Genomic DNA, 20725 nt, shown 5'->3' on the forward strand with positions numbered 1-20725 from the left:
TCCACGCGCCCCCCGACAATCCCTCCCCCCCGGCGGCGCCCCCGTCCCCGGGCCGCGGCGCCCGACGCATGGGCAAACGTGCGATTGCCGTCAGGCCACGCCCGGATCGCTGGTCTGTTCCGGGGCCGCGGCGACATCGGTGATCTGATACTTCTCCGCAGCTTCGGCCGCGACGGTGAACGGGATGTGTCCGTCGCGGGCCAGCGCCACGAGTACCGCCACGACGATGGACTCCGCGTCGACGTTGAAGAACCGCCGGGCCGCGGGCCGGGTGTCGGAGAAGCCGAAGCCGTCGGTGCCCAGGGTGAGATACGTGCCGGGTACGTAGGCCCGGATCTGCTCCGGCACCCCGCGCATGTAATCGCTCACCGCGACCACCGGGCCGGCGACTTCTGCGAGGAGCTCCGTCAGGTAGGGCCGTGGGTGATCGACCGCGGGTTCGCGCACCGCTGCGCGGTCGACCCGGATGCCGTCGCGGGCGAGTTCACTCCACGAGGTGACCGAATAGACGTTGGCGCCGACGTTCCACTCCTCGGCGAGGATCTCCGAGGCGCGCAGCGCATCGGGCATCGTCACGCCCGACACCAGGATGCTGGCGGGATACTCCTTGCCCTGCGGGGCGTCGGTGAATCGGTGGATGCCCTTGAGGATGCCCGCGACGTCGAGATTCTCCGGCTGCGCGGGCTGGCTGATCGGCTCGTTGTAGACGGTCAGGTAGAAGTAGACGTTCTCGGGCTCGTCACCGTACATGCGCTTGAGCCCGTCGGCGATGATGTGGCCGAGCTCGAACGCGAACGCGGGGTCATACGACACCACCGCGGGGTTGGTGGCGGCCAGCAGCGGCGAATGGCCGTCCGCGTGTTGGAGTCCCTCGCCGGTCAGGGTGGTCCGTCCGGCGGTCGCGCCGATGACGAACCCCCGGGCCATCTGGTCACCTGCGGCCCACAGGCTGTCACCGGTGCGCTGGAAACCGAACATCGAATAGAAGATGTAGAGCGGGATCATCGGTTCGTCGTGGGTCGAGTACGACGTGCCCACCGCGGTGAAGGACGCCGCCGACCCGGCCTCGTTGATGCCCTCGTGCAGGATCTGGCCCTCTGAACTCTCCTTGTACGCGAGCATGAGGTCGGCGTCGACGGAGGTGTAGAGCTGTCCGTTGCGGTTGTAGATCTTCAGGGTCGGGAACCACGAATCCATCCCGAAAGTGCGCGCCTCGTCCGGGATGATGGGCACGATTCGGTTGCCGATCTCTTTGTCGCGCAACAGATCCTTGAAGATTCGTACCAGGGCCATGGTGGTGGCGACCTGTTGCTTGCCCGATCCCTTGCCCGCGGTCTTCAGCGCCCGGCTGACGTCGGGCTTCAGCACCTTGGACGTGGTACGCCGTGCAGGGAGGAAACCGCCGAGGGTCTTGCGCCGGTCGAGCATGTACTGGATCTCCGGCGAGTCCGGCCCCGGGTGGTAGTAGGGCGGCAGGTAGGGATTCTCCTCCAGCTGTGCGTCGGTGATCGGGATTCGGGTGCTGTCGCGGAAGTCCTTGAGGTCGTCGAGGGTGAGCTTCTTCATCTGGTGGGTCGCATTGCGCCCCTCGAAATGCTTGCCGAGCGTGTAGCCCTTGATGGTCTTGGCGAGGATCACCGTCGGCTGGCCCTTGTGGGCTACCGCCGAGGCGTAGGCGGCGTGGATCTTGCGGTAGTCGTGACCACCGCGTTTGAGATTCCAGATCTCGGCGTCCGAGAGATCCTTGACGAGGTCCTTGGTACGCGGATCCCGGTTGAAGAAGTGCTCGCGGACGAACGCGCCGTCATTGGCCTTGTAGGTCTGGTAGTCGCCGTCGTTGGTGCTGTTCATCAGGTTCACCAGTGCGCCGTCCTTGTCAGCGTGCAATAGCGAGTCCCACTCGCGGCCCCACACGACCTTGATGACGTTCCAGCCCGCGCCCCGGAAGAACGACTCGAGCTCCTGGATGATCTTGCCGTTTCCGCGGACCGGGCCGTCGAGGCGTTGCAGGTTGCAGTTGACGACGAAGGTGAGGTTGTCGAGGCCCTCGGTGGCAGCGAAGCTGGCCAGACCACGTGACTCCGGCTCATCCATCTCGCCGTCGCCGAGGTAGGCCCACACGTGCTGGTCGGAGGTGTCGGTGATGCCGCGGTCGTGCAGGTAGTGATTGAAACGAGCCTGGTAGATCGCGTTCATCGGGCCGAGACCCATCGACACCGTCGGGAACTGCCAGAACTCCGGCATGAGCCGCGGGTGAGGGTACGAGGGCAGGCCGCCGCCCTCTCCGGCATGGCTGTGTTCCTGACGGAAGCCGTCCATGCGGGCCTCGTCGATGCGACCTTCCAGGAAGGCGCGGGCATAGATGCCCGGGGAGGCGTGACCCTGGATGAAGACCTGATCACCGCCACCGGGGTGATCGGTACCGCGGAAGAAGTGGTTGAAGCCGACCTCGTAGAGCGCGGCCGACGACGCGTAGGTGGAGATGTGTCCGCCCACTCCCACACCAGGTCGCTGGGCGCGGTGCACCATGATCGCGGCATTCCAGCGGATGAAGGCGCGGAAACGTCGCTCGACCTCCTCGTCGCCGGGGAACCAGGGCTCGTTCTCGGTGGGAATGGTGTTGACGTAATCGGTCGATGTCAGCGACGGGATCGCGACACGCTTCTCGCCGGCGCGTTCGAGGAGTCGGAGCATGAGGTAACGGGCGCGAGCCGGGCCCGCATGATCGAGCAGGTCGTCGAAGGATTCGAGCCATTCCCCGGTCTCGTCGGGGTCGATGTCCGGCAGGTACGACGCGACTCCCTCGCGGATGACGCGAACGCGGTTGCGATCACCGCCGGCGGGGGTTTTTGCCGGCTTGGAGCCATTGGCCTGATTGGCGGTCGTTGTACGGTCTGCCTGGTCGGTCACTGTTATGCCTACTCCCTCGGTCGGCCGGATTCACGGTGGTGTCCGGCGTGCGATGACACGGGGCCGCTCCCATGATGTCGGGACCGCGGCGTCCCCCTCACATCGTGCCCCATGTCACTTGTGCTGGCATCGGGTGGTCAACCTTGCTGCCACCCGCCGCGACCTGCGGTAGCGTTCTGGTGTTGGTTACTCGTGGGTCAGGAGCGCAATGCGGGACACCGGCAGGAGCAGCACCGCGCGCAGGGCCGGTCGACGACGGCCGGGGGCAACTGCGGCGACGATGATCTGCGCCGTGATCCTCCTCGCGGCATCCGCGGCGGGATGCTCGTCGTCGGTGGACGGAAGCGGGTCCGCGGCCCCCGGCGAGGTGGCCGCCTACAGCTCCGACGTCGCCGCGTCGCGTCAGTCCGCCGGCCGCGACGACGCGAGCAAACTGTGCCGCCAGGCAATGTCGTCGATGGTCGTGATGGTCCGCGGGTACAACACGTTCGTGCGTCGACTCACCGAAGTCCACGCCTACAGCGACGTGGGAGACCTCGACGACAAGGCGCGCGCGAGCCTGATCGCCGGGGCCGACCTGATCCGGGAACAGGTGACCGAGGCGACTCCCACCGACGTGGCGGCCCCGACCAACCGGTTCCTCGACTCCACCGGGCGACTGGGTGCCGCCATCGGACAGCGTCAGCTCGACGGTCTCAATCCCATTGCCGTGCAATGGACCCGGGACAAGCAGGCCACGCTGAACGCATGCTCGGTCTACCTCCCGTTGCCGCCGGCCGTCGCGGCGTCCCCGGTGCCCACGTCCGATGCGGCCGGCGCCGGCCCGTCGTCGGCGCCCGCTGCGCCGCCCACGACCTCGGCCACCCCGTGAGACGCATTCGGCCTGCCCCCTGTTCGGGTTGCACTCTGAGCATTTAGGCTGTTCCCTAAGCTGACAGTCGAATTCGCATGGCAGGGAGGTCGCACGCGGTGGTAGCCGCCACAGAGTCCAGCAGCGCTGGGGGCAACAACGCCCACCAGCTGGGATTCACGTCCGGCATGGTGGTGCAGGAACTGGGTTGGGATGAAGACACCGACGACGCCCTGCGGGCCGACATCGAAGACGTCATCGGCGGTGAGATGGTCGATGAGGACGCAGATGACGTCGTCGACGTCGTCGTGCTGTGGTGGCGTGATGGCGACGGTGACCTGGTCGATGCACTGATGGACGCCATCTCACCTTTGGCCGACGACGGATACGTCTGGGTCTTCTCACCGAAGACCGGCACCGACGGACATGTCGATCCCAGCGAGATCGCCGAGTCCGCGCCGACGGCCGGCCTGACACAGACCAATGTGATGAGTCTCGGGGGATGGTCGGGGTCACGGCTGGTGCAGCCGAAGACCCGCAAACGCACATGAGCGGGGAGGGCACGATCCTCCCGACGTCGCCGCTGCGCGTGGGAGATGCCGCTCCCGACTTCGAACTCCGCGACCAGAACAACCAGCGAACCTTGCTGTCTGCCCTCCGGGCCGACAGCAAGGTGCTGGTGGTGTTCTTCCCGCTGGCGTTCACCGGGACATGCCAGGGTGAACTCGGCTACATCCGGGATCACCAACCGCAGTTCGACCACGAGGGGCTACGAACGGTCGCCGTGTCGGTCGGGCCGCCGCCGACACACAAGGTGTGGTCGTCGGCGCAGGGGTTCCTGTTCCCGATCTTGTCGGATTTCTGGCCGCATGGTGCGGTCGCCGAGGCGTTCGGCGTCTTCAACGAACACAACGGTTACCCGAACCGCGGGACTTTCCTGATCGAGAGTGACGGGACGGTCGCGTTCGCCGATGTGGTGGGCCCGGGCGAAGCACGCGAGCAGGCGTTGTGGGACAAGGCGCTGCTCGCCGCGCGGTAGCGGCACCCATCTCGGATCAGGCGATCGAGACCCGTCCCGTGCGCCGGGCCAGCCGTGCGAGCGGTGGGAACACCAGCCGCTGAAGCCACGCGGGGATGCCGGCGAGGTAGCCGTCCTGGAGTTCCCACAGGGTCGCGAGGTCGAGCGGATTGCGAGGGATGCCGTACCGATTGGTGCGGCCCTCGGCGTCCAGTCGATGCCAGGTCTCGAACATCTCGCGATGATGCGCGGGTGGGCGGATCGCATGCTCGACCTCGACGTTGTGATCCAAGGTCCAGAACTCGTGCACCTGGCGTGGCCGGATGGTGACCTCGTCGTCGGGGCCGAGCTCGAGGTCGTTCTTGTCGATCCGGAAGCGCATCCGTCCGCGTCGCACCTGGAATGACTCGGTGAGGTTCGGATGCCAGTGCGGCCCGGCCATCCGGCCCGGCGTCGGGATCTCATGGCGCAGGGTGAGGACGGTCCCGTCGCCGTCCGAGGTCGTCCCGATGACCTCGATGACGTGTCCGTCACGGAAGGTCAGGGTGTTGCCGTCCATAATTACCAAGGCTACCTTGATAATTATGGCGACGAAAGATCCGCCCCGACTGCTCTTGCGACTCCTGGTGGAGGTGACCCGTGGGTTCGAGGACCGGGTGCTCGATGATCTGGCAGTCGACGGGATCCGCCCTGCCCACTTTTCCGTGTTCCGGTACCTGGATCCGGAGGGCAGCCGCATCGGTGATCTGGCGACGGCGGCGGGGATGACCGGGCAGGCAATGGGGGAGATGGTCGGGAAGGTGCGGGAGCTGGGCCTGGTCGAGGTGGTGACCGACCCGGCCGACCGTCGCGCGCGGCTGGTGAGGGCGACGCCTCGTGGATTCGAGGCGGTCGCGCAGTATGCCGAACAGGTCCGGCTCGTCGAGGGCCGGCTTCGCGACGAGATCGGGGCGGCAGGCCTCGACGAGCTGCGCGCGTTGCTCGCCCGCGCGGGTCGGGTGTTGAGCGAGCCGCCCGGTTGATCGGTGACTCGGCCGCCGGTTGGGCCGGAGCTTTGGGCTCTGGGTTTGGGCTGGGGCCCGTGAGCCATTACATTCATGTCTTGGTGTTCGCCGGTCTCGACATCGGTGTTCAGTCACGCGCGTATAGCTCAGCGGTAGAGCTCTGGTCTTACACACCAGCGGTCAGGGGTTCAAATCCCTTTGCGCGCACCAAATGAGTGCAGTTGAACTCCCTAACGCGCCGCAAACGTGTCGCCGTGCTGGCTCGCAGTCCGCAGCTGGACCGCGGAGCGAAACCTGCGCAGATCATTACTTGCCCTTACCTGCTGCTCTCATCGTCGCCGATTGCCCGATCGACGAGTGTCAGTCCGCAGTCGGTTTCTGACGGCAACACCCGTCCGTTGACTAGCCCGTGAGCTTCAGGCTGTGGAGTCCCATCCACGTGTGGACCTGTTTCGGCGGGACGTTGTTGGTCAGACAGATGGAATGCGGTCGTCAGTCACGGTGAGGTTGTACCACCAGATCAGTCAGCGGCCCGTGACAACATGCTCAACATGATCGACTCGCACTTTGACTACCTCGGGGCAAGGATCTGTCGGCGCGACCAGGTGCTGGCCAACCCGCCCCAGGCGGCACCTGGTGTCTACGGCTGGTGGTTCGACGCGTTGCCGTTCGATGAGATCGACACGGCTCGGTGCGAGAAGCGGGACGGTCTCGTGCTGCTCTACGCGGGGATCAGTCCGAGCAAGTCGCCGGCCAACGGGAAGCCGCCGAGCCGGCAGAAACATCCGCAAACGTATCCGTTACCACTACATGGGCAATGCGGCCGGCTCGCCCCTTCGGCTGTCTCTGGGGTGCTTGCTCGCCCCCACGCTGGGGATCGAGCTTCGCCGCGTTGGTCAGGAACAGGATGCACTTTCACATGGGGGAGTGGGTGCTATCCGAGTGGATGGCCGAGCACGCCTTCGTGTCGTGGACCAATAGGCCGGAGCCGTGGGTACTCGAGGACGAGCTGATCGAGAAACTTGATCTGCCGCTAAACCTGATGGGCAACAAGGCGAACGCCTTCCACCCGAGACTGACCGCGTTCAGGGAGGCGGCAAAGCGGCGCGAGGGAGAAGGCCGTCCTGCCGAACGTCGGCAGGCGTTCATCGACATAGCCGACCGAGGCTAACGGAAGCTACGACACTGACTCAATCCTTTACCCGACGTCGGCATCGTTCAGGCCTGCCCGATCACGACCGTCGCCCACATCTGCTCCGACGATGCGATCGTCGTCGCGAGTCCCGCAGCGGAGAGCGCTTCGGCGGTCAGTCGGGACTGCACATCACCTGTCTCGATCAACACGTGCCCGCCCGGCCGCAGCCAGCGACCGACGGAGCCGGCGACCCGACGATGGACATCGACACCGTCACCACCGCCGTCGAGCGTGTGCCGGGGCTCGTGGTCGCGGGCCTCGGGCGGCATCATCGCGATCTCGGCGGTCGGCACATAGGGAGCGTTGACCACGACGACGTCGACGTTGCCGCGGAGCCGACCCGGTAGCGGATCGAAGAGGTCCCCGCACCACGTCGCACCGCCGACGGTCGATAGGTTACGCGATGCGCACCGGACGGCGACCGGGTCGATGTCGCAGGCATGGAGTTCGATGCCGGGCAGTTCGGTGGCGATCGCGAGGCCGATCGCACCGGTGCCACAGCAGAGGTCGACGACCACCGCACCCGGCCGCGTGACGGCCAGCGCCTGCCGGACGAGGAATGCGGTCCGCTGCCGGGGGACGAAGACGCCGGAATCGACCTCGATCCGAAGGCCTCGGAACATCATCCATCCGAGCACCACCTCGAGCGGTTCGCCTGCGACCCGCCGCCCGAGGAGGTCCTCCAGTTCGGCGTCGTCGGCGGCGTCGCCGATGAGCAGGTCCGCTTCTTCCTCGGCGAACACGCAGCCCGCGTCTCGCAGTCGGGAGACGGTGCGAGACAAGGTTTCTGCGGACGCGTGGTTCACCGGGAAGCTGCCCCGTCCACGGCTCGTCGATAGCGCGCGGCCAGGTCATCGTGATACCGCGCCGCCACTCGGCATTCGTCCACCAGCTCCGGCGGGCCCAGTACGGTGAAATCGGCCTCGAACGCCCGCAGCCAGCGGGCGATGCTCACCAACGACGTGCTGAACAGCACGAGTTCGCAGCCTTGATCGTCGCCGGCCTCGATGGTGCCCCATGCCGCGTCGACCATGGGTTCGACCACGTCCATCGGTGCGTGGATCCGCACGCGCGCCGACGCCTTCCGGTACACCGCACCAAGGCTGCGCGTCAGATACCCGGTCGCACCCCCTTCTGGCAGGTCCCGGGGAATGAAACGCGGTCCGGTGGGCGTCTTGGGTTCCATCCGGTCGACGCGGAAGGATCGCCAATCCTCACGACCGAGGTCCCAGCCGACCAGATACCAACGCAAACCGCTCCGCACCAATCGGTATGGTTCGACCTCCCGGCGGCTCTCCGCCCCGTCGCCGCGCCGGTAGTCGAATCTCAGGCGTTCGCTGCGATGACACGCGGTCGCGATCTCGGTGAGCACGTCCCCCGACACCGAGGTGCGCGATTCGCGCGGGACCGCCTCCATGGTCAGGGCATCGAGTCGGTGGCGCAGCCGCGACGGCATCACCTGACGCAGTTTGGTGAGGGCGCCGGCCGACGCATCCGCCATGTCGGCCACCGACCCCGTGGTGATCTCGTTGAGCCCGAGGGCAACGGCGAGGACCTCCTGGTCGTCGAGGAGTAGCGGCGGCATCTCCGCTCCGGCGCCGAGTCGGTACCCGCCGCCGACGCCGACCGTCGCGTCGACCGGGTAGCCGAGCTCACGGAGTTTGTCGATGTCCCGCCGGACCGTGCGGGTGGTGATCTCGAGGCGCCGGGCGAGATCCGCGCCCGACCAGTCGCGCCGCGTCTGCAACAAGGTCAGCAGAGCCAGCAATCGGGCCGACGTTTCCAACATGGATTCATCCTGCCGCCTTTTGCGGACAGATGGTGACCTCAATGCCGACGCGTCGCCGATGCCACCCCCTAGTCGGGAGCGCCCAGGTTCAGCTCGTCGGGGTGGGCGCCGACCCGCTCACCGGTGTCGAGTGTCGCGATCTCGGCCATGTCGTCGTCGTCGAGCTCGAAGTCGAGGACGTCGATGTTCGCGGAGATGCGCTCGTCGTGCACCGATTTCGGGATCACGATGACGCCGGACTGCAGGTGCCATCGGATCATGACCTGGGCGGTCGAGCGGCCGTGGCGTTCGGCGACCCGGGTCACCGTGGGGTCGGTGAGCAGTGTGTTCGGGATGGAATCCACGCCCCAGCCGGCACCGCTGCCGCCGAGGGGACTCCAGGCCTCCACCGCGATCCCACGGTCGGCGCAGAACGCACGGAGTTCTCGCTGCGCCATACGGGGATGCAGCTCCACCTGGTTGACCGCGGGTGCCTGGCCGGTCGCGTCGATGATCGCGGTCAGATGGTGCGGTTCGAAGTTGGAGACACCGATCGACGTGGCCTTCCCGGAGTCCCGGATCTCGATCAGGGCCCGCCAGGTCTCGACCATCCGTGCGGTGTCCTGCAGTGGCCAGTGGATCAGGTAGAGGTTGACGTGGTCGAGGCCCAATCTGTCGAGGCTGGCGTCGATCGCCGCGTGTGCCCGATCGGCACCATGGTCGGCATTCCACAGTTTGGTGGTCACGAAGATCTCGGAACGGTCGACTCCCGACGTCGCGATCCCGCGCCCCACGGCCGCCTCGTTGTCGTAGGCGGCTGCCGTGTCGATGTGGCGGTAGCCCGCGGTGCCGATGGCATACCCGACGGCGTGCTCGGTGTCCCGGTCGTCGGCCTGCCACACGCCGAGACCGAGCTGGGGGATCAGGGCGCCGGTGGTGAGCTCGATGGTCGGGAGATCTGTACTCATGCCTCCAGGCTAGGCCGGAAGCGTCGGATCACGACGAACCGTAGAGGGGGTGAGTCATGAAGAACTGCCACAGCAATTGTGTTGCCGACACGGTATCGGCGGCACTTCCGAGCACTCGATTCCCCATCGAACCCGGCCATCGGTGGGTTCCGCCGCGGATCCGGTAGTGCACGATCTCGTGACCGGAATGCGCGCAGAACGGCCACGAAACACGATCGACGACGGAGTTCAGCGGGATCGTCACCGTGGTGTCGGCACACCCGGCCCGGGCGGACCAGGTCCGCAACCAGGCCGGCGTCGAGAGATAGCGCGCGTGGAATCTGGTGCCGCCGCCGTAATGGATGACCCCGTCGGCGGTGCCGTGGAAGTCGACCAGTGAGATCGGCGGACCGTGCGAACATCCTTGCAATGTGCGGGTGTAGATCGCCGCGCTGATCGTGGCGAAGCCGGCGAATTCACGCGGCATCCGGCAGGCCAGCATCGCCACCAGGCCGCCGCCATTGGATCGTCCGACCGCATAGGTGCGATTCCGGTCGACGCAGGCGCTCGATCGCACCGCGCCGAGGATGGCGCGCGTGAACGCGATGTCGTCGGCGCGCGGTGACGAGTACGGCGCACCCTCCCAGGCGGTGCTGTCGTCGGCGCCGCTCAGCCCGTCCGGGTACACCGTGATCGCGGGCAGAGAGGACAGACCTGTGTAGCGCTCGAAGGTCGCACCGCGCTCGGCGCGGCCGTGAAAGGCGAGGACCAACGGCACCGGCCGGCCGCTGTAGGTCGTCGGAACGTGCATCCGGTACGTCCGGCGCACCCCACGCACGGTGACCGACCTGCTGAGTGTGTCGCCCGCTCGCAGCGAGGGGCACCCGGCCGCCGGCCGCGGATCGGCGGGAGACGCCGAGGCCTGACCCGTCACTCCCGGGGCCGATGCTGCACCGGCCCCGACGATCGTCACCACCGCCACGAGAACGCTCCAGACGAACGTGCCGCGCCGTCGACGAGTGCGGGGGTTGTCGTGCACCGCATCACTGTAGTTGTCGGGCATGCGACGGGTGGCGGGAAGTGGTCCGGACGCCCAAATCCGTACCTCGGTGCATGCGATCTGACATTCTGAGCGCGTGCTCACCGCCGACACCCCATTGGGTCGCCATCCCCGCCTGGCCGTGCTGATTGCGATGGTGACCGCCACGATCGTGATGGTCGCCGCACCGGGGATCCCGGCCGCGATCGGCGCGCCCGCAGTGATCGCCGGATCGTCGGCGCCCGCGGCGTTGCCCCGCGACTTCGACTGGGGCGTCTCGTCATCGGGGTTCCAGAGCGAGGGCTTCTCGCCGGACAGCAACTGGCGGCGTTATGTCGCCTCGGGTGCCACGCATGATCGGGTCGGCACCTCGGTCGACTTCCGGCACCGCTACCGCGGCGACATCGCGCTGGCGAAGGCGCTCGGTGTGAAGGTGTATCGCGTCGGCATCGAGTGGGCGCGCATCGAGCCCCGCCCGGGCGTGCTCGACCGCACCGAGATCGCCTACTACGACGCGATGATCGCCGCCATCGTCGCCGCGGGTATGCGACCGATGATCACCCTCGATCACTGGGTGTATCCGGGCTGGGTGGCCGATCGTGGCGGCTGGGCGAACCCGGCGACCCCGGCATGGTGGTTGCGCAACGCGCGCCGCGTGGTCGACCGCTACAGCCGGTATCACCCGATCTGGATCACCATCAACGAACCCACCGTGTACGTGACGAACGAACTCCGGACCGGTGCGATCGCGGCGCCCGAGGTCCCGGCGATGCTCGATCGTCTCGTCGGGGTGCATCGGGAGATCTATCGCTACATCCACGGCCGTGACGCTTCGGCGATGGTGTCGTCGAACGTCGCCTACGTCCCGACGGTCGAACCGGTGCTCGACACGCAGTTCGTCGATCGTGTCGCCGACACCCTCGATTTCATCGGCATCGATTACTACTACTCGATCTCACCCGCGAACACCGGTGCCTGGCATGCGCTCACCGACGACAGTTGGCTGGCTCCCGTGTCGGCCGACGGTCTGTACTACGCACTACGGCACTACAGCCGCAGGTATCCGAGCAAGCCGCTGTATGTGGTCGAGTCCGGCATGCCCACCCGCGACGGTGCCGCCCGAGCCGATGGCTACCGCCGTGGCGATCACCTGCGCGACCTCGTCTATTGGCTGCAGCGGGCCCGCGGTGACGGTATGAACGTGATCGGGTACAACTATTGGAGTCTGACCGACAACTTTGAATGGGGAAGCTACACACCGAGATTCGGGCTCTACACGGTGAACGTGACGTCGGACCCGACATTGACGCGGCGACCCACCGACGCGGTGGCCACCTACCGGCGCATCACCGCCGACAACGGCGTGCCACCGAACTATCGTCCGACGCGTCCGGCCGAGTACTGTTCGCTCGTCGCCGCACCGGCCAGTTGCGTCGAACCCGTGCACTGATCCGCGGACAGCGTCAGCCCACACGCCGTCCGATCGACCGACATCACCAGGAGGACGGCTGTGGCTGCCAAGACCTCACTGCCCATCTCATCCATCGTCACCGCCCTGACCGCCGAATGGGCGACACTCGACGCGTTGACGACGTCGCTGTCCGACGACCAGTGGTCGGCGCCCTCGGTGCTGCCGGGCTGGTCGATGGCCGACGTCATCGCGCACGTGATCGGCACCGAGAGCATGCTCGCCGGACGTGAGGTGGAACCGCGCCGCGACGTCGGCGCGCTCGACCATGTGCGCAACCCGATCGGCGAACTCAACGAGAGATGGCTCGACCATTTCCGTGGCTCGTCGCGTGGTGAGGTGATGGCCGCCTATCGCGAGATCGTCGCGGTCCGGACCGACATGCTGACGCGGATGACCCAGGAGGAGTTCGACGCCGACTCGGTGACCCCCGCGGGCCCGGAAAGCTACGGCAGATTCATGCGGATCCGGGTCTTCGACTGCTGGATGCACGAGATCGACATCCGCGACAGCACCGACGGGTCGGCCCCGACCGATGCCGTTCCCGCGGAGCTCGCGCTCGATGAGATCGCCGCGTCCCTGCCGTTCGTGGTGGGTAAGCGGGCCGCCACGCCGAAAGGGACGTCGGTGCTCATGCGGATCGGCGGCGTGGTCTCGCGCGCGATACGTATCGAGGTGGGGGATCGCGCGGTGGCCGTCGACGAGTTCGCCGGCGGCGATCAGTCGGCCGACGTGGCGCTCACTCTCGATGCGCGCGACCTCGCCCGACTGGCCGGGGGGCGGCGCACCGCCGACCCCGGGCGGGTGGCCATCGACGGCGACCGGGCGCTCGGTACCGCGATCCTCGACAACCTCGACTACGTCATCTGAGGTTGGACCCGGGGCAGTCGCCCTGCTCGGGCGTACGTCTGTCCGGGCGAACGTCTGTTCGATACGAATCCGCTGTCCAGACGTGGCACTTCACCAGAGGAAATCCCTTGTCATCCGGCCGGATGACGACCGGGACAAACGTCCAGGTCGCGCCTGCGATGCGCTGACGTTGCGCGAGCCGCGCCGGGCGCGAAGCCGTCAGTGATCGTCGCGGATGATCGCGCCCGAGGCGAACTCGCGCGCCCGCCGGCCGGTCAGAATCTTCGCGGGTTGGGGATCGCTGAGCAGCGCGCGGATGAGTTCCGGGGTGTCGTCGATCGGGCTGTCCGCGGCGACCAGCACGATATTGCCGGTGCGGCGACCCTTGAGCATCGCGGCATCCGCGACGAGGGCGACATCCTGGAAAACGGCGGCCGCGGTCGCGACCTCGGCGCGTGCCAGAGTGAGGTCGCGGCCGTCGCCACAGTTGGCCAGGTAGAGTCCGCCGGGCGCGAGGACCCGACGGACCTGTTCGGTGAACTCCACTGTCGTCAGGTGCCGCGGTGTGCGGGCGGCCGCGAACGCATCCCGGACGATCACGTCGCGGGTGTGCTCGGTCAGGGTGGTCAGGACCTCGCGGCCGTCACCCACGCGGATTCGTAGCCGAGGTGCTCGCGGGAGGTCGAACCACTCGCGGGCGAGCCGCGCCAGCTCGGCATCGATCTCGACGGCGACCTGGCGTGTGGCGTGCTGACGATCCGCGAGGTACCGCGGCAGGGCGCACGCGGCGGCACCGAGGTGCAGGACGCGCAATGACGCGTCGGCGCCGTAGCGGTCTGCCATCACCGCGGCCATCTGGCGCATGTACTCGAAATCGAGAACCGTTGGGTCCGGGTGGATGTGTGAACTCTGGGCCCCGTTGATCGTGAGCAACCACCCGCCCGCGATGGGATCGCGGGACAACTCGGCGACCCCGGTGTCGATCGAGTGCCTCCCGGCGACGGGTTCTGGGCGGGTTCTGGCCATCGCCCGTGAGTCTATGCGGGCCGGACGAGACGCCGGCTCGCCCGCGGATACGATCGCCTCCGTGTCCGGCCGCATCAAGACCCGTCGTCGTGGTCCATCGCTGACCCGCCACCGCGATGCGGGAGTCGCGCTGGGCCTGCTTGCCGGGGTCGCGGCCGACCGCCTGCTCGGCGATCCGCGGCGGTGGCACCCGGTGGCCGGGATCGGGCGCGCGGCGGGCGCGGCCGAACGGGTGCTCTACCGGGACAATCGCCCGGCGGGGGCGGTCTTCGCCTGCGTGTGTCTCGGGGCCGGCTGGGCGGTCGGAGAGCTGGCCGACCGGGTGCCCGCGGTCGGGACCAGGACTGTCATCACGACACTCGCCACCTGGTCGGTGCTCGGTGGCACCACGCTCATCCGGGTCGGTGACGCGGTGGCCGATGCGCTCGACTCCGAGGACATCGAGGGCGCGCGACAGCTGGTTCCCAGCCTCTGTGGACGAGATCCCGAGGCTCTCGACGAGGCGGGGATTGTCCGTGCCGCTCTCGAATCGATTGCCGAGAACACGTCCGACGCCACGGTGGCGCCGCTCTTCTGGGCGGCATTCGCCGGGATGCCCGGGCTGATCGGGTATCGCGTGGTCAACACACTCGACGCGATGGTCGGGCACCGTAGCGAACGGTACCGGCGGTTCGGATGGGCGGCGGCGCGTCTCGACGACCTCGCGAATCTGGCGCCCGCGCGGCTCACCGGAGCGTTGACGGTCGTGCTGGGCGGAGCTCCCGCCAGGTCCGTGCGGGCCTGGCGCCGCGACGCGGGTGCACATCCGAGTCCCAACGCCGGCGTCGTGGAGGCCACGTTCGCGGGCGCGCTCGGGGTCACGCTGGGTGGGCGCACCGAATATCCCTACGGTGTCGAGCAGCGGCCGTTGCTGGGCGACGGACCCGCGCCCCGGACATCTGACCTGCGTGCCGCTGTCGTCCTGTCCCGCCGTGTCCAGACCGCGGCGGCCGTCGGGGCGGCGGCGGTGGTGCTCCTGGTCAGCCGCCGTAGCGGTCGCTGAGTTTGGCGCGCACGTCGGCCGACGTGTCTTCGGCGTCCGGACCGGAGCCGATCTGGCCGCGTTGTCGGGCCCCCGACGCGGCCCCTGCCTCACGGAGGTCGGCGCGGACGCGTGCCCGGCGGTTCCGCGGCGCCGCCGACTCGGCGTCCTCGGCCGCGGGAGCGACGGGCGAGGTCCCGTCGGGTTGTTCGTCGGTGGACACGGCGGCCGCGGTGTTGCGCCGGCGCTGGCGGATCTCGGAGTAGATGAAGTACCCGGCACCGAGCGGCGCCATGATGCCGAAGGCCAGCCACTGCAGCCCGTAGGACAGGTATGGGCCGGATTCCAGCTGCGGTAGCGGGATCTCGCCCAGCGAGCCGGGCTGGTCGGGGGAGAGTTGGAGATAGAACGGGTCGAAGGTGGTGTCGACGGCCCGGCCCACCTCGGCGGGATCGATCGTGTAGACGGCCCGCGTGCCACCCTCCTCGTGGGCGCCGCGGCCGGGACTGGTTCCCTCGCTCGCACGGATGCGTGCGGTGATGGTGGTCTCGCCGCTCGGCGCGGTGGGAACGTCGGGCAGTGCGCCCTGGTCCGGTCGCACGAATCCCCGGTCGACGAGCACCACGCGGGAACCGTCGGTCGCGGCGAACGGGGTGAGGACCTCCACGGCGGGCCGTTCGTCCACCGAACGTAGGCGGACCAGGACCTCGCGATCGGTGAGGTAGTGACCCGTCATGGTCACCTCGCGCCATTCCGTGGTGGGCTTGAACGCCGCACCCGGAGGTGCGAGTGATCCCAAGGTCGCCGAGGGCGTGGACATCGCGGACTTGATCAGGTCGTTGCGCTCCTCGGTGGCACTGTTCTTACCCAGCTGCCACGGGGCGAGGAGGGTGAAGCAGAGGACCGCGAAGGCGATGACGACCAGACCCAGGGCGATCCACCCGGGGCGTAGGAACATCCGAACCACGCGCACACCTCAACGGTACCGAGCCGCCGAGGCCGCACATACGCGGCCACCACCGAAAACAGGGCTGCCCAGGGTAGCGTGGACGAAATGCGAGATTTCCTCTGCCGAAAGTGCGGCCAGCGTCTTTCCTTCGAGAACAGCCTGTGTCTGCACTGCAAGAGCGCATTGGGATTCTGGCTCCCGGCACGCACCATTTATGTGCTCGACGACGAGGGCCGCGTCGAAGTCGACGGCCAGCTTCTCGAGCGATGCACGAACAACAAAGTGGCACAGTGCAACTGGCTGGTTCCGTGGTCGGGCGTGCCGAGTCTGTGCACATCGTGCCGGCTCACCCGGACGCGGCCGGGTGACCACGACACCGACGCGCTGGTGGAGTTCGGCCGGGCGGAGACGGCCAAGCGTCGGGTGGTTCTCGAACTCGACGAGTTGCGCCTTCCGATCCAGGGGCGCGACGAGGAACCAGCGACGGGGCTCGCGTTCGACCTGCTGTCGAGTGCCACGCAACCGGTGACCACGGGACATGCGAGCGGGGTGATCACGCTTGACCTCGCGGAGGGCGACGATGTGCACCGCGAGCAGATGCGCGTCGAACTCGACGAGCCATACCGCACCGTGCTGGGCCACTTTCGGCACGAGATCGGCCACTACTACCAGACCGTTCTGGTCGACGACACGGTTCGGCAGGCGTTCGAGGACCTGTTCGGCGATCCCAACGACGACTACCAGGCGGCGTTGGACCGGCACTATTCCGAGGGCGCACCGACGGGATGGCATCAGAACTTCGTGTCGTCGTACGCGACGATGCACCCCGCGGAGGACTTCGCCGAGACCTTCGCGCACTATCTGCACATCCGCGACACCCTGGACACCGCGGCGGCGTTCGCGATGGCACCGTCCGGTTCGACGCTCGACAGTGTCCTGCCGGGGGACGTCGGTTTCGATCAGCTGGTGGAGTGGTGGCTACCGCTCACTTGGGCGTTGAACCAGATCAACCGCTCGATGGGGCATCCCGATCTCTACCCGTTCGTCCTTCCGGAGCGGGTCCTCGAGAAGATCCGGTTCGTCCACAACCTCGTTCTGCCCGGCTGAGCCGCGGCGGGTCCACCGCGGACTACTCGGACTCCTCGAGCGTCGCATGTACCCACGCCAACAGTCCCGGGACGGCGCTCTCGATCTGTTCGCGGGTGATCGCGAAGTCCTCACCCGTCCCGTAGAAGGGATCGTTGAGGTCGAGGTCGTCGGGTCCGGCGGTCGGGTCGAAGCTGCGCAACAGTCGTACGCGGTCGCCGAGACGCTTGCGCTCCAGTTCGCGGACGTGCCCCGCGTCCATCGCCACCAGCAGGTCGGCGTCGAAATGGACGGGGGAGAGCTGTGCGGCCACGTGCGCATCGGAGTAGCCGTGGGCGAGCAACTCCGTGCGCGCTCGATTATCGGCGGGTTCGCCGGTGTGCCACCCGCTCGTGCCGCAGCTGGTCACCCGGACGCGGTCCGATAGCCCGGCGTCGTCGAGCGCCGAGCGGAAGATGTTCTGTGCCATGGGCGACCGGCAGATGTTGCCGGTGCACACGAAACACACGTGTAGTTGCTCAGACACCAAGTACCTCGCGCAGATGTGCGATCGACCCGACCGTCCATGCGGCCGCGTCGTCCTCCCCATGCAGAGCGTAGCCCCAACGCACGAGGATCGCCGGTATACCGAACAACGCTGCGCCCTCGACGTCGTGGGCCCGGTCACCGAGCATCACCACCGGCGTATCGGTCACATGTGTGGCGGGGTCTGCCGAGATCCCCAATTGGGCGAGGGCATGCGCGATTACGTCGGACTTGGCGCGACGGGTGCCGTCGTCGCTGGCGCCCGCGATGAACCGGAAATGGTGGGCCAGCCCGAAATGATCAAGGATGGCTCGGGCGGTGCCTTCGTTTTTCGAGGTCGCCACGGCCAGCGTGCGTCCGGTCGAGGCCAGATCTTCGAGGAGACCGGGCATGCCGTCGAAGACGGAGTTCTCCAGCCAACCGACATCCGTGTAACGCCGGCGATATGCGCGCATGGCCGCATCGGCGGTCTCCTGATCGAGGCCGATGGCAGTGAGGGTGTCGATCATCGGTGGGCCCGCGATGCCCGCGATCACTTCCGGGGCCGGCTCAGGGGCATCGACCTCGGCCAGCGCATGCCGGAAACTGTTGGCGATGCCCGTGAAGCTGTCGGTGATGGTGCCGTCGAGATCGATGAGCAGGACGGTGGCCGGGTCTGCGGGATCCGGTCGGGCGGGCAGGACGTCGGCGGCCTCAGGCATGTCGGTCACTGTTCCATCGTGCACGTAGGCTGGTGATTTATGACATCGGGGCTGTTCGCGCGGCATCGTCACGGCGATGCCGACGCCGAACCCGGCCTGGTCGACTTCGCGGTCAACGTGCGAAGTGGCCCGCCGGAGTTCATCTGTGACGCGATCGCACGTCGGATCGGCGATCTGGCGCAGTATCCGTCGATCTCCGATCAGGAGAAGGCGATTACCGCCATCGCGGCGGCGCACGGCAGGCCGCGCGACGAGGTGCTCCTGCTGTCCGGCGCCGCCGAGGGGTTCGAGTTGCTGCCGCGCCTGGCGCCCCGGCATGCCGCCTTGATCCAGCCGTCGTTCACCGAACCCGAACTCGCCCTGCGGTCCGCGGGGGTACCGATCACCGACGTGGTCCTGCCGCCGCCGTGGGAATTGGTGCCCGACGCGGTGCCCGACGACGCGGATCTGGTGGTGCTCGGCAACCCCACCAACCCGACGTCGGTGCTGCATCCGGTGTCCGCCATCGAGAGTCTGCGGAGGCCGGGGCGGCTGGTGGTGGTCGACGAGGCATTCGCCGACATCACCCTCGATCCAGGGACCCGGCAGAGTGAGCCTGCGTCGATCGCCGGCGACCGCGCCGAAGACGTGATCGTCATCCGAAGCGTGACAAAGACATTCGGCTTGGCCGGCCTGCGAGCCGGTTATCTGCTCGCCGCGGCGGCGGTGATCGGGCGGCTCACCGTCGGCCGTCGTCCGTGGCCGCTCGGGACCCTTGCACTGACCGCGCTGACCGAATGCGTCGGCCCCGAGGGGCAACGGTATGCCCGCGAGCAGGCCGAGGTGATCGCGGCAGACCGGGCGGAGATGGTGGCGCAGTTGACCGCCGCGGGGATCGAGGTCTGCGTGGCACCGAGCGCGTCGTTTGTGCTGACTGCGATGCCCGACGCCCTCGAGATGAAGAGACGATTGCGCGACAAGGGATTCGCCGTCCGGAGCGCTGCGAATTTCGTGGGGCTCGACGACCGGCACCTGCGGCTTGCGGTGCGCGATGCGGCGACCACCCGGTCGTTGATCGCGGCCATCGACGAAGTACGAGAGGAGCTCGGATCATGACCATATCCGCCGCTGCGAACGTGACCGGTGCGGACGTGATCGAGGTGCTCGATCGCGCGTACCCCCGACGGCTCGCCGAGCCATGGGACTCGGTGGGCCCCGTCTGTGGGGATCCGACCGAGCCCGTCGGATCGGTGCTGGTGTGCGTCGACGTCACCGACGCCGTGGTGGACGTGGCCGTCGAATCGGGTGCACAGATGGTGGTCGCCCACCATCCGCTGTTGCTTCGCGGAGTGGATTCTGTTGCGGCGGACACCGTCAAGGGACGGCTGATCCATCGTCTGATCCGTTCGGGGATCGCTCTGTTCACCGCGCACACCAACGCCGACAGCGCGCGGCCCGGGGTGTCCGATGCGCTGGCCGAACTCATGGGCCTCGTCGACACCGTCCCGATCGACCCGAAACCTGCTGCGCCCATCGACAAATGGGTTGTGATGGTGCCAGAGGGCAACGCCGAGCAGGTGAGCGAGGCGATGTTCGCGGCCGGCGCCGGTGCGATCGGAGAATACCGCGACTGCTCGTGGTCGGTGGTCGGCACCGGACAGTTCGAGGCCCAGGACGCGGCCAATCCGGCGATCGGGGTCATCGGGGAGCGCACTCGCGTTGATGAGGACCGGATCGAGATGGTCGCGGCGCGAGGTCTGCGGGCAGCGGTCCTCGCCGCGTTGCGCGGTGCACATCCGTATGAGGAACCGGCTTTCGACATCCTCGAACTGGCCGAGACCGCAGACGTCGTGGGTCTCGGACGATTCGGACGACTGGCTTCCCCGATGACGGTGCGAGAGTTCGCCGAACGCGCGGCAGAGCGTCTGAGCAGTCCGTCCGGCGTCCGGGTGGCGGGAGACCTCGACGCCCGCGTCGAGCTGGTCGCCGTGTGCGGCGGTGCAGGCGATTCACTGCTCGACACGGTGACAGCGGTCGGTGCCGACGTGTACCTGACCGGGGATCTGAGGCATCACCCGGCCGACGAGAGTCGCCGCCGCGGCGGGCCGGCTCTCGTCGACGCCGGGCACTGGGCGACCGAGTTCCCGTGGTGTGGGCAGGCGGCGACCCTGCTGTCGGAGTCCCTCGCTGTCGACGTCGCGGTGTACCGCGAGCCGACCGACCCGTTCGCCGTCGTCGGCCGGCCGTGACGCGGTGTTCCCGGCCGTGGCCGGGCGCGTACCGTGTGGGGCACCCATCTGCCGCTGTCGGCGGCGATCGGGCACGAGAACAGCAGAGGGATGAGGCATTGGTGACGAGAGCACATCGCGTGCGCGTATCGCGGAGGTTTG

22 protein-coding genes and 1 tRNA gene are annotated in these 20725 nt (G+C 67.8%); 13 read left to right on the forward strand and 10 right to left on the reverse strand.

Annotated elements, in window-relative coordinates:
- Positions 1-90: 90 nt before the first annotated feature.
- Positions 91-2910 carry a pyruvate dehydrogenase (acetyl-transferring), homodimeric type gene (gene aceE, locus ACPXCG_RS10505; protein WP_425791741.1) on the reverse strand — a complete coding sequence of 940 codons (2820 nt, stop codon included), beginning with the start codon at positions 2908-2910 and terminating at the stop codon, positions 91-93.
- A 208-nt stretch (positions 2911-3118) separates the two neighbouring features.
- Between aceE and ACPXCG_RS10510 the strand changes: the two genes are divergently transcribed.
- From ACPXCG_RS10510 to ACPXCG_RS10520, 3 genes are all read left to right on the forward strand, one after another.
- Positions 3119-3781, forward strand: a complete 663-nt coding sequence (locus tag ACPXCG_RS10510) for a hypothetical protein (protein WP_425791743.1) — start codon at positions 3119-3121, stop codon at positions 3779-3781.
- A gap of 98 nt (positions 3782-3879) precedes the next feature.
- Positions 3880-4311 (forward strand): DUF3052 domain-containing protein, encoded by a 432-nt coding sequence (locus ACPXCG_RS10515; RefSeq protein ID WP_425791745.1) that lies wholly within the window; start codon positions 3880-3882, stop codon positions 4309-4311.
- Complete coding sequence (locus ACPXCG_RS10520; protein ID WP_425791747.1) at positions 4308-4799, forward strand: peroxiredoxin; 492 nt, start codon at positions 4308-4310, stop codon at positions 4797-4799. The genes ACPXCG_RS10515 and ACPXCG_RS10520 overlap by 4 nt, the downstream gene beginning before the upstream one ends.
- A 16-nt stretch (positions 4800-4815) precedes the next feature.
- Here ACPXCG_RS10520 and ACPXCG_RS10525 read toward each other — a convergent pair whose 3' ends face one another.
- The gene (locus ACPXCG_RS10525; RefSeq protein ID WP_425791749.1) at positions 4816-5337 is read right to left on the reverse strand and encodes a cupin domain-containing protein; all 522 of its coding nucleotides are present in this window, start codon (positions 5335-5337) and stop codon (positions 4816-4818) included.
- Between the two features lie 25 nt (positions 5338-5362).
- Between ACPXCG_RS10525 and ACPXCG_RS10530 the strand changes: the two genes are divergently transcribed.
- From ACPXCG_RS10530 to ACPXCG_RS10545, 4 genes are all read left to right on the forward strand, one after another.
- Positions 5363-5800: a MarR family winged helix-turn-helix transcriptional regulator gene (locus ACPXCG_RS10530; protein ID WP_425791751.1), complete on the forward strand. Its 438-nt coding sequence runs from the start codon at positions 5363-5365 to the stop codon at positions 5798-5800.
- 117 nt (positions 5801-5917) lie between these two features.
- Positions 5918-5992 (forward strand) — tRNA-Val (locus ACPXCG_RS10535).
- Between the two features lie 600 nt (positions 5993-6592).
- Complete coding sequence (locus ACPXCG_RS10540; protein WP_425791753.1) at positions 6593-6763, forward strand: hypothetical protein; 171 nt, start codon at positions 6593-6595, stop codon at positions 6761-6763.
- Positions 6729-6953, forward strand: coding sequence for a GIY-YIG nuclease family protein (locus tag ACPXCG_RS10545; RefSeq protein WP_425791755.1), 225 nt, complete (start codon positions 6729-6731; stop codon positions 6951-6953). Before ACPXCG_RS10540 ends, ACPXCG_RS10545 begins: the two co-directional genes overlap by 35 nt.
- 47 nt (positions 6954-7000) lie before the next feature.
- On the opposite strand, the gene ACPXCG_RS10550 is transcribed toward ACPXCG_RS10545, so the two are convergent.
- The 4 genes from ACPXCG_RS10550 to ACPXCG_RS10565 all read right to left on the reverse strand — a co-directional run bounded on the left by ACPXCG_RS10550 (position 7001) and on the right by ACPXCG_RS10565 (position 10731).
- Positions 7001-7759, reverse strand: a complete 759-nt coding sequence (locus ACPXCG_RS10550) for a putative protein N(5)-glutamine methyltransferase (protein WP_425791757.1) — start codon at positions 7757-7759, stop codon at positions 7001-7003.
- A gap of 20 nt (positions 7760-7779) precedes the next feature.
- On the reverse strand, positions 7780-8766 hold the full coding sequence (locus ACPXCG_RS10555) for a helix-turn-helix transcriptional regulator (RefSeq protein WP_425791759.1): 987 nt from the start codon (positions 8764-8766) through the stop codon (positions 7780-7782).
- 68 nt (positions 8767-8834) lie between these two features.
- Positions 8835-9713, reverse strand: a complete 879-nt coding sequence (locus tag ACPXCG_RS10560) for an aldo/keto reductase (protein WP_425791761.1) — start codon at positions 9711-9713, stop codon at positions 8835-8837.
- 28 nt (positions 9714-9741) lie between these two features.
- The gene (locus tag ACPXCG_RS10565; protein ID WP_425791763.1) at positions 9742-10731 is read right to left on the reverse strand and encodes an alpha/beta hydrolase family esterase; all 990 of its coding nucleotides are present in this window, start codon (positions 10729-10731) and stop codon (positions 9742-9744) included.
- Between the two features lie 154 nt (positions 10732-10885).
- Here ACPXCG_RS10565 and ACPXCG_RS10570 point away from each other — a divergent pair, with 154 nt between their 5' ends.
- Both ACPXCG_RS10570 and ACPXCG_RS10575 read left to right on the forward strand, forming a co-directional pair.
- On the forward strand, positions 10886-12181 hold the full coding sequence (locus tag ACPXCG_RS10570; RefSeq protein ID WP_425792099.1) for a family 1 glycosylhydrolase: 1296 nt from the start codon (positions 10886-10888) through the stop codon (positions 12179-12181).
- 60 nt (positions 12182-12241) lie between these two features.
- On the forward strand, positions 12242-13069 hold the full coding sequence (locus ACPXCG_RS10575) for a maleylpyruvate isomerase family mycothiol-dependent enzyme (protein WP_425791765.1): 828 nt from the start codon (positions 12242-12244) through the stop codon (positions 13067-13069).
- A 198-nt stretch (positions 13070-13267) separates the two neighbouring features.
- On the opposite strand, the gene ACPXCG_RS10580 is transcribed toward ACPXCG_RS10575, so the two are convergent.
- Positions 13268-14074 (reverse strand): spermidine synthase, encoded by an 807-nt coding sequence (locus ACPXCG_RS10580; protein ID WP_425791766.1) that lies wholly within the window; start codon positions 14072-14074, stop codon positions 13268-13270.
- Between the two features lie 136 nt (positions 14075-14210).
- Here ACPXCG_RS10580 and ACPXCG_RS10585 point away from each other — a divergent pair, with 136 nt between their 5' ends.
- The gene (locus ACPXCG_RS10585; RefSeq protein WP_425792100.1) at positions 14211-15116 is read left to right on the forward strand and encodes a cobalamin biosynthesis protein; all 906 of its coding nucleotides are present in this window, start codon (positions 14211-14213) and stop codon (positions 15114-15116) included.
- Here ACPXCG_RS10585 and ACPXCG_RS10590 read toward each other — a convergent pair.
- Positions 15094-16068 (reverse strand): SURF1 family protein, encoded by a 975-nt coding sequence (locus ACPXCG_RS10590; protein WP_425791768.1) that lies wholly within the window; start codon positions 16066-16068, stop codon positions 15094-15096. The genes ACPXCG_RS10585 and ACPXCG_RS10590 overlap by 23 nt on opposite strands.
- Before the next feature lie 81 nt (positions 16069-16149).
- On the opposite strand from ACPXCG_RS10590, the gene ACPXCG_RS10595 reads away from it, so the two are divergent.
- Complete coding sequence (locus ACPXCG_RS10595; protein ID WP_425791770.1) at positions 16150-17151, forward strand: zinc-binding metallopeptidase family protein; 1002 nt, start codon at positions 16150-16152, stop codon at positions 17149-17151.
- 22 nt (positions 17152-17173) lie between these two features.
- Here the strand turns inward: ACPXCG_RS10595 and ACPXCG_RS10600 are convergent, their stop codons facing one another.
- Both ACPXCG_RS10600 and ACPXCG_RS10605 read right to left on the reverse strand, forming a co-directional pair.
- Entirely contained in the window at positions 17174-17656 is a 483-nt protein-coding gene (locus ACPXCG_RS10600; RefSeq protein ID WP_425791772.1) for a low molecular weight protein-tyrosine-phosphatase, read from the reverse strand.
- On the reverse strand, positions 17649-18356 hold the full coding sequence (locus ACPXCG_RS10605) for an HAD hydrolase-like protein (RefSeq protein WP_425792101.1): 708 nt from the start codon (positions 18354-18356) through the stop codon (positions 17649-17651). The genes ACPXCG_RS10600 and ACPXCG_RS10605 overlap by 8 nt, the downstream gene beginning before the upstream one ends.
- A 39-nt stretch (positions 18357-18395) precedes the next feature.
- On the opposite strand from ACPXCG_RS10605, the gene cobC reads away from it, so the two are divergent.
- Entirely contained in the window at positions 18396-19451 is a 1056-nt protein-coding gene (gene cobC, locus ACPXCG_RS10610; RefSeq protein ID WP_425791774.1) for an Rv2231c family pyridoxal phosphate-dependent protein CobC, read from the forward strand.
- On the forward strand, positions 19448-20584 hold the full coding sequence (locus ACPXCG_RS10615) for a Nif3-like dinuclear metal center hexameric protein (protein WP_425791775.1): 1137 nt from the start codon (positions 19448-19450) through the stop codon (positions 20582-20584). The genes cobC and ACPXCG_RS10615 overlap by 4 nt, the downstream gene beginning before the upstream one ends.
- Positions 20585-20725: the final 141 nt, after the last annotated feature.

Source organism: Gordonia sp. DT218 (assembly GCF_049847105.1).
In the GTDB taxonomy this organism is placed as follows: Bacteria; Actinomycetota; Actinomycetes; order Mycobacteriales; family Mycobacteriaceae; genus Gordonia.

What these genes read in the sequence shown, in the direction of transcription:
- ACPXCG_RS10530 (WP_425791751.1), top strand. Translation starts at nt 5,363, where the DNA reads ATGGCGACGAAAGATCCGCCCCGACTGCTCTTGCGACTCCTGGTGGAG.
- ACPXCG_RS10580 (WP_425791766.1), bottom strand. Translation starts at nt 14,074, where the DNA reads ATGGCCAGAACCCGCCCAGAACCCGTCGCCGGGAGGCACTCGATCGAC.
- ACPXCG_RS10615 (WP_425791775.1), top strand. Translation starts at nt 19,448, where the DNA reads ATGACCATATCCGCCGCTGCGAACGTGACCGGTGCGGACGTGATCGAG.
- ACPXCG_RS10555 (WP_425791759.1), bottom strand. Translation starts at nt 8,766, where the DNA reads ATGTTGGAAACGTCGGCCCGATTGCTGGCTCTGCTGACCTTGTTGCAG.
- ACPXCG_RS10570 (WP_425792099.1), top strand. Translation starts at nt 10,886, where the DNA reads ATGGTGACCGCCACGATCGTGATGGTCGCCGCACCGGGGATCCCGGCC.
- ACPXCG_RS10525 (WP_425791749.1), bottom strand. Translation starts at nt 5,337, where the DNA reads ATGGACGGCAACACCCTGACCTTCCGTGACGGACACGTCATCGAGGTC.
- ACPXCG_RS10510 (WP_425791743.1), top strand. Translation starts at nt 3,119, where the DNA reads ATGCGGGACACCGGCAGGAGCAGCACCGCGCGCAGGGCCGGTCGACGA.
- ACPXCG_RS10560 (WP_425791761.1), bottom strand. Translation starts at nt 9,713, where the DNA reads ATGAGTACAGATCTCCCGACCATCGAGCTCACCACCGGCGCCCTGATC.
- ACPXCG_RS10605 (WP_425792101.1), bottom strand. Translation starts at nt 18,356, where the DNA reads ATGCCTGAGGCCGCCGACGTCCTGCCCGCCCGACCGGATCCCGCAGAC.
- ACPXCG_RS10520 (WP_425791747.1), top strand. Translation starts at nt 4,308, where the DNA reads ATGAGCGGGGAGGGCACGATCCTCCCGACGTCGCCGCTGCGCGTGGGA.
- cobC (WP_425791774.1), top strand. Translation starts at nt 18,396, where the DNA reads ATGACATCGGGGCTGTTCGCGCGGCATCGTCACGGCGATGCCGACGCC.
- ACPXCG_RS10545 (WP_425791755.1), top strand. Translation starts at nt 6,729, where the DNA reads ATGGCCGAGCACGCCTTCGTGTCGTGGACCAATAGGCCGGAGCCGTGG.
- ACPXCG_RS10595 (WP_425791770.1), top strand. Translation starts at nt 16,150, where the DNA reads ATGCGAGATTTCCTCTGCCGAAAGTGCGGCCAGCGTCTTTCCTTCGAG.
- ACPXCG_RS10540 (WP_425791753.1), top strand. Translation starts at nt 6,593, where the DNA reads ATGGGCAATGCGGCCGGCTCGCCCCTTCGGCTGTCTCTGGGGTGCTTG.